Source organism: Bacteroidia bacterium (genome assembly GCA_041391665.1).
Classification (GTDB): Bacteria; Bacteroidota; Bacteroidia; order J057; family J057; genus JAGQVA01.
This window is the reverse complement of record JAWKNO010000003.1, coordinates 1,422,174-1,437,129: the sequence shown is the minus strand read 5'-3', so window position 1 is coordinate 1,437,129 and position 14,956 is coordinate 1,422,174. Positions and strand designations below refer to the sequence as shown.

Annotated in this window: 16 protein-coding genes; 2 read left to right on the top strand and 14 right to left on the bottom strand. The window is 39.8% G+C overall.

The window, feature by feature from the left end; all coding sequences use genetic code 11:
* Positions 1-11: 11 nt before the first annotated feature.
* The gene (locus R3D00_28615; protein MEZ4777174.1) at positions 12-2,096 is read right to left on the bottom strand and encodes an ATP-binding protein; all 2,085 of its coding nucleotides are present in this window, start codon (positions 2,094-2,096) and stop codon (positions 12-14) included.
* Between the two features lie 286 nt (positions 2,097-2,382).
* Here R3D00_28615 and R3D00_28610 point away from each other — a divergent pair, with 286 nt between their 5' ends.
* The gene (locus tag R3D00_28610; protein ID MEZ4777173.1) at positions 2,383-4,152 is read left to right on the top strand and encodes an arylsulfatase; all 1,770 of its coding nucleotides are present in this window, start codon (positions 2,383-2,385) and stop codon (positions 4,150-4,152) included.
* Between the two features lie 65 nt (positions 4,153-4,217).
* On the opposite strand, the gene R3D00_28605 is transcribed toward R3D00_28610, so the two are convergent.
* The gene (locus tag R3D00_28605; protein ID MEZ4777172.1) at positions 4,218-5,018 is read right to left on the bottom strand and encodes a hypothetical protein; all 801 of its coding nucleotides are present in this window, start codon (positions 5,016-5,018) and stop codon (positions 4,218-4,220) included.
* Positions 5,019-5,851: 833 nt separating this feature from the next.
* Positions 5,852-6,403, bottom strand: a complete 552-nt coding sequence (locus R3D00_28600) for an HD domain-containing protein (protein MEZ4777171.1) — start codon at positions 6,401-6,403, stop codon at positions 5,852-5,854.
* 269 nt (positions 6,404-6,672) lie between these two features.
* On the opposite strand from R3D00_28600, the gene R3D00_28595 reads away from it, so the two are divergent.
* Entirely contained in the window at positions 6,673-7,143 is a 471-nt protein-coding gene (locus R3D00_28595) for a hypothetical protein (protein ID MEZ4777170.1), read from the top strand.
* Positions 7,144-7,343: 200 nt separating this feature from the next.
* On the opposite strand, the gene R3D00_28590 is transcribed toward R3D00_28595, so the two are convergent.
* From R3D00_28590 to ric, 11 genes are all read right to left on the bottom strand, one after another.
* A complete protein-coding gene (locus tag R3D00_28590; protein MEZ4777169.1) occupies positions 7,344-7,961 on the bottom strand; it encodes a hypothetical protein in 618 nt (205 codons plus the stop codon).
* 575 nt (positions 7,962-8,536) lie between these two features.
* Entirely contained in the window at positions 8,537-9,274 is a 738-nt protein-coding gene (locus tag R3D00_28585) for a DUF3667 domain-containing protein (protein ID MEZ4777168.1), read from the bottom strand.
* Between the two features lie 269 nt (positions 9,275-9,543).
* On the bottom strand, positions 9,544-9,816 hold the full coding sequence (locus R3D00_28580) for a hypothetical protein (GenBank protein ID MEZ4777167.1): 273 nt from the start codon (positions 9,814-9,816) through the stop codon (positions 9,544-9,546).
* A gap of 177 nt (positions 9,817-9,993) precedes the next feature.
* A complete protein-coding gene (locus tag R3D00_28575) occupies positions 9,994-10,776 on the bottom strand; it encodes an acetoacetate decarboxylase family protein (protein ID MEZ4777166.1) in 783 nt (260 codons plus the stop codon).
* Positions 10,777-11,326: 550 nt separating this feature from the next.
* Complete coding sequence (locus R3D00_28570; GenBank protein ID MEZ4777165.1) at positions 11,327-12,061, bottom strand: YggS family pyridoxal phosphate-dependent enzyme; 735 nt, start codon at positions 12,059-12,061, stop codon at positions 11,327-11,329.
* Positions 12,058-12,663: a MarR family winged helix-turn-helix transcriptional regulator gene (locus R3D00_28565; protein MEZ4777164.1), complete on the bottom strand. Its 606-nt coding sequence runs from the start codon at positions 12,661-12,663 to the stop codon at positions 12,058-12,060. Before R3D00_28565 ends, R3D00_28570 begins: the two co-directional genes overlap by 4 nt.
* Positions 12,664-13,002 (bottom strand): DUF2024 family protein, encoded by a 339-nt coding sequence (locus tag R3D00_28560; GenBank protein ID MEZ4777163.1) that lies wholly within the window; start codon positions 13,000-13,002, stop codon positions 12,664-12,666.
* A 67-nt stretch (positions 13,003-13,069) separates the two neighbouring features.
* Positions 13,070-13,303 (bottom strand): thioredoxin family protein, encoded by a 234-nt coding sequence (locus R3D00_28555; GenBank protein MEZ4777162.1) that lies wholly within the window; start codon positions 13,301-13,303, stop codon positions 13,070-13,072.
* A 132-nt stretch (positions 13,304-13,435) separates the two neighbouring features.
* On the bottom strand, positions 13,436-13,768 hold the full coding sequence (locus tag R3D00_28550) for a 2Fe-2S iron-sulfur cluster-binding protein (protein ID MEZ4777161.1): 333 nt from the start codon (positions 13,766-13,768) through the stop codon (positions 13,436-13,438).
* Positions 13,765-14,223 (bottom strand): hemerythrin domain-containing protein, encoded by a 459-nt coding sequence (locus R3D00_28545; protein ID MEZ4777160.1) that lies wholly within the window; start codon positions 14,221-14,223, stop codon positions 13,765-13,767. Before R3D00_28545 ends, R3D00_28550 begins: the two co-directional genes overlap by 4 nt.
* A complete protein-coding gene (gene ric, locus R3D00_28540) occupies positions 14,216-14,944 on the bottom strand; it encodes an iron-sulfur cluster repair di-iron protein (protein ID MEZ4777159.1) in 729 nt (242 codons plus the stop codon). The genes R3D00_28545 and ric overlap by 8 nt, the downstream gene beginning before the upstream one ends.
* Between the last annotated feature and the right edge of the window lie 12 nt (positions 14,945-14,956).

The following is a 14,956-nucleotide window of genomic DNA, read 5'->3' as shown; positions in this document are numbered from 1 at the left end:
ATGAGGATTTTTCAGGCAAATTGTTCCCGCGAAACGAGGTTTCCAGTGGGCAGGCTGATAATGACTTCGGTTCCTTTCCCTTCCTGGCTTTCGACATTGATGCTTCCGTTGTGCTGCTGGATAATGCCATGACTGATAGACAGCCCGAGCCCGGTTCCCTCTCCGACATCTTTAGTTGTAAAAAATGGCTCGAATATTCTGTTTTGAATCTCCTTTGGAATGCCTGTGCCTGTGTCTTTGATTCGGATTTCAACGTTTTGGCCTTTTTTGAGGGTAGTAAGGGTAATGGTGCCTCCGTTGGGCATGGCCTGAATCGCATTGTCGAGCACATTCATCAGCACCTGATTGATTTTGCCGGGAAATCCATCTATTTCTGGCAGGAAATCAAAGTTTTTGACGATACGGATATTATCCATTTTGTGATGAAGCAGCGACACGGTAGAATTGATATTCTCCTCCAGACTGAATGTCTTCCGATCCTGCTCATCGAGACGGGCAAATGTGCGCAAGCCCCGTACGATCTCTGCCGTGCGGTTGGCACCTTCGTCAATGCCTGCCACCAGATCCTGGATTTCGGTGGTTACATAGTCAATGTCCAGTTCCTGCCGGAGTTTTTCCACGTGGGCAAACCGGCTTTCAAGGTTAGAATCTTTTACGGCAGATTCGTAGGCAGCCAGTATTTTCAACAGGTCGTTGACATCGTTTTTCAGCGGTTCGATATTCCCGCTGATAAAGTTGACGGGATTATTGATTTCATGCGCAACCCCTGCCGTCAATTGGCCGAGTGAAGCCATTTTTTCGGCGGCGACCAGTTGGGTCTGCGTATTTTGCAACTGGCGGTGTGTGTTTTCGAGGTCGTTGTAGGTGTGGGTCAACTGGGAATGCGCTTTCCGCTTATTGAAAAACAGAATGGAGAGAAGTGCTGCAGCAACCAAAAAGCCCAATGCAAGGATGCGGTTGCGCTGGGTTCGCAATTCGGCCTCGCGGATATTATACTCCTGAATTTCCTGCTCTTGCCGGAGAAGCTGTATCTGTCCCAATTGGTCTTCCAGCACAAAATTCAACTCCTGCGCCTCCAGTTCGCGCTCTTTTTCCATTCGCAGCAGTTTTTCCTGGAGGTCTGCATATTTTTTAAAGTAGTCGAATGATTCTTCAAATTTTCCGTCACGGGCAAGTTGTTCGGCCTTGCCCAGCGCATTCTCCTTTTCCTCGATGGTGCGCAATTCTTCCGGAGAAACCTCTCCTGTCGGGCTTGATTCAGCAAAAATATCGCGAAAGTCTTTATATACGCGCACCATGTCTTCTTTTCCTTTTGGGGCAGTATTGCGACTCATGGGCGGAAATTTCTGGGCGGCAAGTGCAAAATATTTTCCGGCTTCCTCCTTATTTCCCATCGAATCATACAGCCTTGCGATATTCCGATAGGAAATCCGTAGCTGTGCAGTATCTCCCGCAGATTCGTAATATTTGAGGTTCTTTTTATATAATTCAATAGCTTTTTCCGGATCGCCATTTTTTTCGGCATTTTTACCCAACGATTCATTAGTCCCGACAACCACTTCTTCTATGGTATTTTTTACCTTGTTGCTGGTAGAATCTTCTTTTACCCAACCATCTACTTTGGAGGCCTGATTTTTGATCCAGCGTGAGGCTTTTACTTCAAAACCTTCATCTTTTCCATTGGCAGCCAGACGATCCTCTGCGAGTTCTGCGGCTTCTTTATAATCCACCCATTCGGCCATACGGCGGGCCTGGCGATAGTAGCGAACAGCTTTCCGGGGATCTCCCAGCTTTTCAAGGGCAAGTCCGCTGTTGTTGTTTGCATCCACTTCACAAATATATATCTGGGTAAGTGTGTCTTCGCCCGGGTTTTTGGACTTCATCTCCTCCGCAATCTGCAATACCTGTGCACTATGGCCCAGTGAAGCACCGGCAGAAGAATTTAAATACGTCGCAGCCGCCTGGTTGAGGAGTTGCATTTTTTCGATGCCGGAAACAGCATTCGCCCGCGCCACCAGCTTTTGGGGGTCCTGCGCAAAAAATTGCCCACCAAAAAGCAGAACAAATATCACAGGTATAAAAACGAGTCGAAACATTTCGGTTCTCTTTAAAGATGCTTTCCGATAAAATACGGAAAATCTGCTCTAATAGTCTATTTTCATAGACAACCGTTTTTACGAAAGGTTTCGTCGAAGAGTGATTTAAACATGGCGCGATAAAAAAAATCGCCGGAACATCCCCTTTATTGTGAATACAGTGGGAACCGAAAGGGGCGTCCGGCGTCGTACCCCAAATGATCGCAGGATCGTTTGGGACAATTTCCTATATTAGACGAGGCTTTTTTCCGGAACTGACTTTTTGTACAACTTTCTATATCATACCATGCGATTTTCCCGACTTTTGCCCTTCTTCCTGATCATTTGTATGATCCCGGTTCTCTGGAGTTGTAAATCTCCACGCCAGGGACCCCCCAATGTCATTCTCATTCTCACCGATGATCAGGGATATGGCGACTTGTCCATTCACGGAAATGACTCTGTAGAAACCCCCATCCTGGATCAGTTTGCCCGTGAAGGCGCAAGACTGGAAAGATTTTATGTAAGCCCGCTTTGTGCTCCCTCACGCGCAAGCATTCTCACCGGGCGAATTCATCTCCGCACAGGCACATATTGGGTTACCAAAGGCACGGAAACCATGCGCAGCGAAGAAGTAACGCTGGCAGAAGTTTTTAAAGCCAACGACTATGCCACCGGATGTTTTGGCAAATGGCACAATGGCGCGCATTATCCCTACAACCCCACCGGCCAGGGATTTGATGAGTTTACAGGGTTTTGCGGCGGCCACTGGTCCAACTATTTCGACCCCCAACTCCAGTCGCAGGACTCGATGATTTCCACAAAAGGATTTATTACCGATGTGCTGACAGACTTTGCCATCAGTTTTATCCACCGCAATCAGGACAAACCTTTTTTCTGTTATGTCCCCTACAACGCACCCCATGCACCTTTTCAGGTTCCGGATAAGTATTTCGACAAATACAAGGCCCGGGGTATTTCCGACAAAAATGCGGCCATCTACGGGATGTGCGAAAATATCGACGACAATGTAGGTCGCCTGCTCAACACGCTCGACGAGCTTGGACTGGATGAAAATACCATCGTCATCTACATGACCGACAACGGTCCCAATGGCGACCGGTACAATGGCGGAATGCGCGGACGCAAAGCCCAGGTACACGAAGGCGGGGTGCGGGTACCCTGTTTTATCCGCTGGCCGGAGGTCATTCCCGCAGGTACGATCATTGAGGAGCTCACCGCCCATATCGACATTTTGCCTACACTCGTTGACCTTTGTGGGATCAAGGCCCCGCGTATGCCTCCGTCAGATGGCGTAAGTCTGGACAAAATCCTGCGGGGGAAAAAGGAAAAACTCCGCGAAAGAGAAATCTTCACTCACGTAAGTCTGAGTACGGAAATAAAACCTGTCCCCGGAGCCATTCGCAGTTCACAGTACAGATTTGTACTGGAAAAAGAAAATGAACCTCAGCTGTACGATATGACTGCCGATCCGGCGGAGACGAATAACCTTGCGGCGGCGGAGCCAGCTGTAACCCAAAAATTTCAGGAGACATTTTTGACCACTTTTGGCGAAGCCATCACTTATATGGCGCCCGTACCCCCGGCACCACTGGGATATGAAGCCGCAAAAACCGTTACGCTGCCTGCACATGAGGCCAATATTACCGGCGATCTGGCGTTCAAATTTGCCCCGCAGGGCTGGGCGCATGACTGGCTGATTAACTGGAAGTCAAGTAAAAACGAAGCATCGTGGGACATCGAAGTGATTCGCCCCGGCAACTACCGCGTGTCGGTACTTTACACCTGCAAAGCCGAAGGTGTCGGCACACAGTTGGAAGTTCAGGTTGGCGGGCAAAAAGTGTCGGGAAAGATTGCCGAAGCCTTTACGCCAGAGATTTCGGAAAACAGAGACCGCGTGCCACATCGTGTCGAAGCATTGGACCAGAGCTGGGCAGAAATTTCACTGGGAACCGTCGCCCTCGAACCCTGGTCAGGCAAGTTAATCCTGCGAAGCCCCGCCATCGTCGGCGAAGGCGTCGGAGAGATTAAGGGAGTAGTGGTGAGGTATGAGTGAGATTGATGAGGCTCCGCTCCTCGCTAATGCCAATGGTATGAGTCGTGTAGCCCATGTTTTGCATCTTATTTTTCCTCTTCATGAATTAAACCGCTTAATTCAATTCGTTTTAATATTTCAAGGTATTTTCCTTTGAATGAAAGAATATTTCGATTCTTTAGATTTTGATAATCCACTAATAATTGGAGGCAAACATCAATCCCTTCCATTTGATAATACCATCCCTTCCTGTTTGCCTTCGCTTTTTTATCTTCTAAGTGAACTTGGGTTTTTTCGATAAAACTATAAGATTCTGAATTGCTATTCCCATGCCAAGAGATAAAACCTACAATATTCCAGATCAAAGCAAATTCATTGTCTTTTGATTCTTTCCATTTCATTTCTAAACGATGACCATGCAAAAGTAAATCTTCTAGAATACCTTCTACAGGTTGAGTGAGTTCTATTTTGGATGGGAAATATTGTTTCTCTTTATGAGGCAGATCGGGGTTATGAAATTCTTTTATTGCTTTATTCCCTGCAGCACGTATTTTAGCGAATGCTTCTTTATGTGCGAAACTGCGATTTGATATTGATTCACAATAATCCAGGATTAGATCCTTCTCTTCCAATACTATCCCATTGACTTCTTGCAATACCCTTAAGCTGGGTTTAACATGATTTATTCCAATCCTAGCTATCAGTTTCGAATTCTCTTCAAAGTTCCTCAAGATTTTATTGAACTGCTTTTTGACTAAACTTCTTTCTGCCTGAATACTAGCAATTAAATTATTGATCTCAGGAATTAAATCAATAATTGCAAAAATCTCTTTTTCTAGATTTTTGATTCCCGTTTCTTGATTCATCCACTTATCCCAAAGATTCATTTTTTATAGATTTTTGCCACTGCAATCATCCGCCTCGGCGGATATGCGGAGCACGAAACCCCGCCTATTGTAAATGTGCTGTTATAGCGAGTTTTCATAAATCAGCATAGGAGAGTATAGAATCGCAAACATCTCTCAGTGGTCCTGGTTCTGGTGACCATCTGCAGATCAAATGATAAGTTCTTTTATTACATTGTAAGGCCTCTGGTCTGTATCCTTCAAGTAGGAATATTCGACCATCAAGTCCCCTTTCGCGAATTGGCTGAGATAAAGTCCAAAAATTGGAACCATAAATTAGATTCTCGAATTCTTTCCACTTTTCAATTGAAAATTCTTTGATTATCGTGTCAATCGCTACGGTTGTCCAAGCACTATCTATATAGACTTCATTCATTGATATGCATTTCAAAACACATCCTGTATTCGATTTCGAGATATGAATAATTTTCTGATAGTCCTCAAATGCGGCGCGATAAAACATCCGATAAGATTCTCGTCCCAATTCATCCAAATCGGGTTCGTTCAAATCATCATAATACTTCTTTAAATTTGATAAGGAATGAGAATTCAAAGTCAATGTGTCCGACTCGGAATAGATTTCGTTTTCAAATTTGCTGCATTTGTGACAGGCCACGAATGCTAAACTCGAGCTTAGAATAAAAACGATATGTTTCAGTTTGATCATTTCAAAAATACGCTATAACGTTTTGGAGCTTGGCAAAGAAGCGGTTTTCGAAGCCCTAAATCAGCCGATGCGGACACTGAACTAGATACGAAGCACAAAGCTTCATTTAAGCACTTCAACCGCCATATTGCCACGCCAATATTGTTCGTTATTTGCTTTTGTAATTTTCGATTTTTTCCAACAATCTGTTCGCCAAATATTCATTCCCTTCTCTTAAATAGTCATAAATAATTCTGGCTTCGTCTCTGTATTTTTCTTTTTTGGTTTTGTCCCAATAATAAGGTGGTGCATACAAATTACAGATTCGGTCTGCCAGCTTAACAGCCCAGATTTCTTTGGGCTGCAATTTTATCCTTTCCAGGCTATCTTTCATTTGTATCTCTTTGTCCAGTTTGACATTTTTTGTCAATGCAGAAACCCCATCTGAAACCTGTTTTCCAAACTCTTTTTCAAGGTCATTGATATTTAAATCGGTATCCTCCAATGTGTCGTGTAGCAGCGCACATTTTACTGCAAGTTCAAGATCAAAGTCTAAAGTGTATTGAGATGCATGGATGATCTCAAATACAACACTTCCGATGTGATTGATATATTCTATTTTTTCGCCTTGATTTTGTCCGCCATAAGTTTGCCCGTTATGTAAAATACTGACCTTTTGCCATAAGTTTTGGAAATCGTCGATTGTAAAGTTATCATTCATTGTAATTATTTTATGTGTCGGTTGTTATAATGAAACACAACGGTTTGGGTATTGCACATTGCCTGAATCTAATATCCTCCCTTTTCCCCGATATCACAAGCGCTTGCTTCAGGAATAGTCAGCCTGCCCGGCGACGAGCTAAGCAGGACTCTCCAAACATTATTTTTCGAAGGCAAACAAATATCACTGCGAATTTTCTAAATTCATCGCCGTGAGGCCTGTGCCTGTACACTCAGGTCTGATTCACTTAACCCAATGAATAAATTCATATGAAAAACGTCCTTTTTAAAATAGCATTTGCATTATTCGTAGTAGCTGCATACTCCTGCAATACATCTACCAAAGCGCAAAATCATACTAAGTTCAACTACAACGACTTATACAAAGTCTGGGTCGTCGATACCATCCTTGTCTTAAATACGAAGGATGTTTCTACCCCCGATATAGAAATGGACCAAAATGAGTACAGGTTTACCAAAGAAGGTACAAATCTTAATCAGGGAACCAGAACAAGCATTACTTCAGGTGCCAGTTTTGATGTAGCATATACGATTGTGAAAGGAACCATCAATTTTGGCCCGGAAATGACATTCCCCATATCAAAGTTTGATGAAAATGGGAATCTTATCAGTATTAATACCTATGGGGTGAGCCTGCCGCCATACAAAATCATCGAATTGAGCCCCACGAATCTGACACTGCAAAACAAGGACATTATGATGAAGCTGAAGGCTAAATAATACTGAGCAGCACTGATATTTCGTGGCGTGCCTATGAATTTCTGTTGTTTCTAATTGAAATGCGTGGCGGGTGGGCTATGAGTAGTTGTGTGGCTGAGCCCCTAACTCTGCAAGTACGCACCAAACAGAAAATCCGCAAGGATTTTCAGAATTAGGCGAGAACCAGCAATTATTTATCGCCATTGTTGTGCGTTTGGCTTTTATTTTCCCATCATTAATTCAAACTCTTTCGGTATTTCCACTCCACTAAACCCGTCTGTCAGTCCATAGAATATTATTAACGCTGAGATTATTCCGATAACCAGGATGATGTAGGATTGGTTAATCGGTTCAACTCCGAAAATGTTACTTTTCATTTTCTTGTTGTGAACCGAAGCTATATGACCGAAAAATGAAATAATTGCAAGTCCATAGTACGGAACGAAAAACAAGGTTAAGGGGAATGTATTCAGCCCGGCAACTCCAAAATAGAAATTTGTGTCAAGGTTCATAAAAATCCGCCCGCTCAAAACAGAACTGACGTGTATAACCAGAAAAAAAGCCAGGTAAAGTCCTGTCCAGATTTGTAATTTTTCGAAGAATCCCGAGGTCGATTTTCGTACTTTTAAGAATAGTGTAACCCCGGAAATTATTTGAGTTCCAACGACAAAAAGTAGAATGGTTTCAATAATCACATTTCTATAAACAACTCTTAAATCGTTCATTAGTTCAATATGGGCTTTTGCACCCCAAAGGCTATAAAAGTGGTTGAACAGGTGTATCCCTACGAAAATGGAAATCACAATTCCAGAGAAATAATGTAGTTTTTTTATATCCAAGCGCTTCAATTTTGAGTTTGTTGGTCAAATTACGCCCAAAATTTTGCAAACAGGCAAAGGCGCATAGAAAATAGACAAGGTCATTAAGTTAGGAAAAAAACGCAACCTGAAGCAACAAAAACGCAAGTGTTGTGGATCGGCGTTTACGAAGGGTAATAGGCGATTTCCGAAAATTTTGTCAGCTGGATACTACCCAACGGGCGCTGTATACGTAATTCCCTGAATAGTTTTTCTCACTCATTATGTCTTCAAAGTCTGCATTCCCATATTTTTCTCCCATAGATGACATATTGTAAACCCTTGAATGGTTGCCATTGTCAAGAAGTGGAAATAGATGATTGGTGAGTAAAAATGGTGTTAACACATTTACAGCTAAATTCATTTCAGTATTGTTGGTAGTCTTTATGTGGATGGTCGGTCATAGGGTAACGCCTAACGGTCAAGCATAAGAGCAGTAGCGGATTTCAAGGCACTTACTTGTCTGTGTAACAGTTGGTCTATTTTTTGTAATCACTTTTATATTAGCACTTTAGCCCGCATTTGCTATAGCCAATGTGGGGTTTAGTATTCTCATTTCATAATTTATTAATCATTAGAAACCCTAATAACATAGTGCTTAATATCAAATAAAGCGAATAGGTCATTAACGAACGTAAGATATTCATCGCTCGATTACCTGGTGAGAAAAATTGCCAAAACACCCAGAATGTATAAGAGACTGCAACAAAAGCTGGTAACATCTCAAATATAGGGCTGCCAGTAACAGTTCCAATAACCGCAAAAAAAGAATAAAGTAATGCTTGATGTCCTGTTATATAGGCATTTAAGACAACGTGTTCGAGATAGGTTTTTTGGAATGTTAAAAAGGCAATATAAGACGCTAATGAAAATATCGGAAGAAGAAGTAAAGCTGTATATGCATAGTTCGCCAAAAACCAGGAAGCAATGTTCGGTATTTCTACATTTGAATGTAACTCAGATGCCCCATTCATCCACCCCTGAACCAGGTCGCCTATCAGGGTGTTTTGATCTGTCACTTTTGTAATAAAAAAGTATACGGTTGATAAAGTGAGTAAATAAGCAATTGGCTTAAAATGGCTTATCCTTTTTCCGTCGAGATATTCTTTTAGCGTATTCCCTGGTCTTACTGATAATTCTTTCAATGTATAGAAGAAACCTTTGTCTATTTGAAGCAAACTCTGGGAAACTTCATCAATAAAATTGGTAAAGTTAATTCTACTGACATTTGACTTTTGACCACATTTACTACAGAATTGATCGTTAACAGTATGGCCACAGTTTCTGCAATTCATATTTCTATATTAAATACAACGGTTTGTCGCTTTGCGAAGGCGGGGTTTTTCAGCACTAAACTTTATTAGATGCACACAAAGTTTGAATTTAGCACTTCACTGTCATAGAAGCACGAAACCCCCGCTTTTGCAAAACGGCTGTTGGCTTTAGTGCTTATTTTACGCCCGTGTTAATTTCTGCAAAATATCTAATTGTTCCTTTTCTATAAATCAGCATAATTGAAATATTCATTCAGTTTCTTATCACATTCTTTACTTTCTTTAATCCTTCAGTTTAATTTGCGGTCTTTCAAGATATCTTCTAAATCCTTGTTCTGATTTGGAGTTTTAAGCATTCTATAAATGAAAACTACAGGAATCAACATTGGAATCAGGAATCCCAAATGTTTTTCGGAATTCAGGCTCCAAGCAACCACTCCGAATATGAGTATTCCTGCAAGAAAACCAATAGCGGTTGCATAGAAGATTTTAGATTTCATCAGCTTTTTTTTCTCGACTAATAGTTCTTCATCGGTCATTTTGAAAAGGTCTTTTTTTTCCATAATTCTATTGTTTTGCGATTTTTTAGCATTGAAGCCAACGACACGTCTACGCGCTGAGAGGCGTTCAGCCGAAGTAGCGCCGTAGACGATGTTACCTGAGTATCTATTTTTTCATTACTAGAATTTATAATGGCCTTGTACTTGATGGATATTTGAAAAAATACCAGATAACTACACTTATTTATTCGATAATTTCAAATAATCATATAGCGTTTCTCCATATCCTAGGATGAAATCACATTTTGCATAATAGGAACTCTTGATCTCCAAAATGGGGATCATCTCTAGTCCATGTTTAGGATGTTCATTTAATGATAATCTGACATTATCTCCTTCACGATATCCGTAGATCTTTACATTTGTTGATGAATAGCTGTTTAACTTTTTCACATCAGGAATAGAACTTCCATCGGAGGCAGGAATTTCTTTAAGTACAAATCCAATACCATCACTACCCTCACTTATTGTATCATTAGCTTCACCAAGATCCAGGTCCAATGTTAATAGTAAATCTCCATCTCTTTTTATTTTAATATGGCAGCTATTTCCTTCCATTTTGAATTCAAAGGAAGCATCTAATTTCGGAAATCCCCAAACTTCTCTTCCCGCTGCTATAGGTTCAGTCTGATCTAGATAGAGTAAGTACATATAAGACCCAACTTTTTCGTTATATTTTGAGGGAATACTCAGAACCATTTCGTGATAAGTCCACTCAGTTGGAGGCAAAGTCCGTTGGATATATAGGTCCAGGTTAATCAAGCCTTCTGTGTTTGCTTCTAATGGCTTAGGTACCAATTTATTAATCGTTTCCTGAGAGGTTTTAAAGGAAATGGATATTAATTCAGATCCGACATAATGATATGGAGGCAGATCATATAATTTCGAGAAGGTTTGACCAATTAAGTTTTGGCTTATGAAAAGAAAACATAAAGCGAAAGAATTGGTTATTATCTGTGCCATAATTAGGTAAAATTGGAGGTTGTTTATGGTCTTGTTCAGCTTTTTACAGCCAACGCTTAGAACAAAGAAGTTTCATTTATTGCTGTCTATGCTCATAACTAAGAAACTCAATTCAAGAATTATTTTAGATTAAGATAATAATACTTCTCAGGTAATACAGGAATTATTTTTGGTATAGAAATATTTCTCAGGTAACGTTTTGCGGCTTGGCGAAGGTGGCGATTTTACCTCAAATGTTCATACGAAGCACACACTTCAAATTTACAAAAAACTGTCATACGAAGCACTGAACCGCCACTTTTGCCAAACCGCTGTTATAAGCTGGCCTTCTGTCTGTCGAGGTTGTAAAGTCCTTGTCTGCTGTAAGTTTCGCTGTCATTGTCCGGTTGCGAATGGGGCTCTTTGTGTCGGCTGTGGGTAGCGGTTTTAAAAATTTTAGAAGGGAGGGGAATTTTAAAAAAATAATTTTTCTTTGTCCTTGGGTGGGAAAGGTGTAAGCTCTTTTGCAAGCTTTGGTCTGTGCTTAGGCTTGTGCGGCTTGCAAATGTGCTTACACCTGTGGGTTGGCTTCTTTGTTGTCATTCCAATAATAGCTGTCTGGAAAAGGTCGTTTGCCGAATATTGCAGTTCCAACACGAATTATCGTTGAGCCTTCTTCAATGGCTGTTTCTAAATCGTTGCTCATTCCCATTGATAACTCGTAAACAGGGAAGTCTTTGTCTAACATTTGTAATTGAATTTTTTTGAGCAATTGAAAGCATTTGCGAACTTTTTCTTGTTCAGTAGAAAAAAGTCCGATTGTCATTAATCCTTTAATGTTTAATCGGTCAAGTTGTTTTATTTGTTGAGCAAAATTCAAAGCATTTTCGGGTGAAACACCAAACTTACTTGCTTCATAAGAGGTGTTAACTTGGATAAAAACATCTAGGGTTCTATTTTCAAATTCTAATCTCTTTTGCAATTTTTCGGCTGATTCCAACCTGTCAACCGATTGTATGCAGTCGGCATATTTGATAACTTCCTTGATTTTGTTGGTTTGAAGATGTCCTATGAAATGGGTTTGGTGTGGCGTGTTTTTCAGTTCTTCATATTTGTCTTTCAGCTCTTGTACTTTATTCTCTCCAATCAGTGTTTCTCCTAATTCAATTGCAGTAATAATATTTTGAGCCGAAACTGTTTTAGTTGCTAATAGAAGTTTAATTTCATTGAAGTTTCTGCCTGAAAATTCGGCTGCATTTTTTATTCGTAGTTTAATTTTGGCTAAATTTTCAACAATTAAACTCATAGCTGCAATTCGTGTTCAGGGCAATCTATTCTTAATTGGTTGTTGGCAAGTTGACTTTTAAGGAGTTTGCAGAAGTGAGCACCTTGTTCAAGTTGGTAATTGGAACAAGTAAAACACATTCTTTGAATGGTAATGATTCCTGATTGGTTCAAGTCATAAATCAATTTCAGCAATCCATTAAGCATTATTGTTTTTTGTTCTTGTGTCAGTTTTTCAATGGGTTGTTTTATTGATGAAGCAAATAATGATGACTTTTTGGCTATTTTTTTTCCTTCGTTTGTGAGTGATAGCGAAAAACTTCTCGTATCAATGGGGTCAGTCTCCTTGGTTACTAATTCTTTTGAAAGTAACACTTTTACGCTGTCGCTAATGGTGGCTTTTGTCATATTGAACTCATCAGCCAAATAACCCACCTTACATTTTTCCAATGAATGAAAATAGATAAAAATTAAAATTTGAATTTGTATCGGACTTAATGAGTTTTCTTTGCTTTCATTCCATAGTAATACTCTGAATGCTTCTGAAATTCGTTCCAAAGCCACTACAATTCGACTTTCAATTTTTTGGTTTTGTTCGTTTAGGTTAAAAGAGGAATAGTTCATTTATTTACAATTTTCCATTTCAATAATAAAGTATCCTTTTTGTTTGATTTCTGCTTCCCATTGCGGTCTTACGGTTTCAATGTGACAAAAACTACATTCTTTTGAAGTTAATGGTTGTTCTTCTTGCCCTTTTGCTTTTAAATATTCTCTACCATAAGCGTATATTATGGTTGTCTCTTTTATTTCTTCGGGTGCGATAATGTCGAAGTGCATTATGCTACCATCTTTTTTTGTTACGTAGGTGTCCCAAACTGCTACTTTCATTGTTTTTGTTTTATTGTTTTGTGCGTTTGCAGAAAATGCAAACAACATTATTACTATACTACTTAAAATTCTCATTTGACCGTGATTCTTTAAAAGTAAAGCCCTGCAAAGATAGGAATCCTAACAATGCAGGGCAATTTTTTTAGCCTTTTACATCAGCCATAGATGCACCAAAATTAAGGTGAAGCACATTTCCAGTTGGGGTCAACAATGCTGGAACAGATTTTACACCTGCTTTTTCTGCTTCTGCAATTCTTGATTTGTCATTACCGAAGTGAACTACTTCTACATTGTCTTGACCTAAGAGGTTAATGATGTCGTGTTCTGCACTTACGCAAACAGGACATCCTGCGTGATAGAAAATTGATTTTGCCATTTTTTATGAATTTAAATTGTTGTTTGGCATTATTGCCGATACAAATATAGTAAGGAATCCTAACAATACAAATTATTTTTAAAGTTTTTGGTGCGTTCAGCTAGGAGTGTATTTTTATTTTAGAAATAGGATTCAATTTTCTTCCAAAACCGAAACTCTTGCCCCGTCCAAATCTGCTGAAATTAACAATTGGCAAGAAAGGCGAATGCTTGGATTATCTTCAAAACCAAATTTTGCAAGTGTTACAGGTTCATTCCTGTCTTTTATTACCGTACTTCCTTTCAATCCGGCTATATTCACAATGCAAGTAGCACATCTTCCCATTCCACCACATTCACCAAAGTCATCAAGATACATTTTGTCTTTTAGCAATTCCATTAAATTTCGATACTCACCTTTGTAGGTTTCAATGGTTTGTTCTGCCTCATTTTCAAGAACAGTAATTTTTATGTTACTTCTCTTCATTCCCAAAACGGATCTGATAAGTTTTCGTAAAAACTCTTGTCCGAACTATCCATTTCTATTTGAAGTAGTTGTTCGCTACTGGCTACTTTTTCTATTTCATTAAACAGCACCCGTTCTTCAAATCTGATATGCTTTTCCAATTCTTCTTCAATTAAACTAATGGTTTTGGAATGGTCATCTTCATTTTCAAAAAGGCGTTTTAATCTTCTATGTTCACTTATAGCTTGTTTTACCAAAGGATTATCTTTGCCTAAAATTGGAAACACATATTGCTCTTCAATTTCAAAATGTGGTTTTAAATAGCTTATCCAAAACCAATCCAAATATTTTATTATCCTTTCAGGTTCCACTTTTAGTTTAATACCTTGGCGTATTTTCCAACAGAGCAATAAGCCGTGATGATGGTCACGGCTTAAAGGTTTGAGTGCTTCGTTTCTTTTAATGGGTTTAGGCATTACATAATTGTTTTTCAAGCTCAATTGCCTTCGGAAACAAAATATTGTTCTCTAAATGGATGTGCAAGTGCAAATCGGTCTCAAACTCTTTAAGCAAAGCAAATGTTACTCGGTATGTATTGCAGGCATCCGTTGGAGGTGTGTAGTTGTCGCTCAATGCTTCTATTTTTCTGAACCGTTCGCCTTCGGCAGTGTGTTCGTGCATCATCATTTGAATAGGATTTTCTACTGTGCCAAAATGTGGTGCATCTAACTTCGTGTTTTCTTGTTTTGCTTTAGCCATTTTGCGAATGAAAGGAAACAAAATCAATTCTTCTTTTTTCATATGTGCTGCTAATTCACCGGCAGTCGCATTAAAGTGTTCATTGATTTCTAATAGTTCAGGATGGCGGTCACCGTGCACTCGGCAAATTTTGTCGAGATAGGGTTTTATTTCTTGCGTTTTGTCTTCCACATATCTGTGGTGTTTCTTTTCGATATAATCTGCCATAAGGTCTATTGGCCAAGATTGATAGTCGATGGCGCTTTCCGAGGTTGCTTTGTTTGCTTCGTTTAAATCTGTTACTACTGAAGTAGCGTCAATTTGTTTCGCTTCGCACGCATCTTGTATGGTACGATTGCCTTGACAACAAAAATCAATGCCATATTTTTTAAAAACGGAAGCAGCACGGTAATCCTGTGCTACCAATTCTCCGATGATGTTATTTTCTTGAATGTTCATATTGTTATGTTT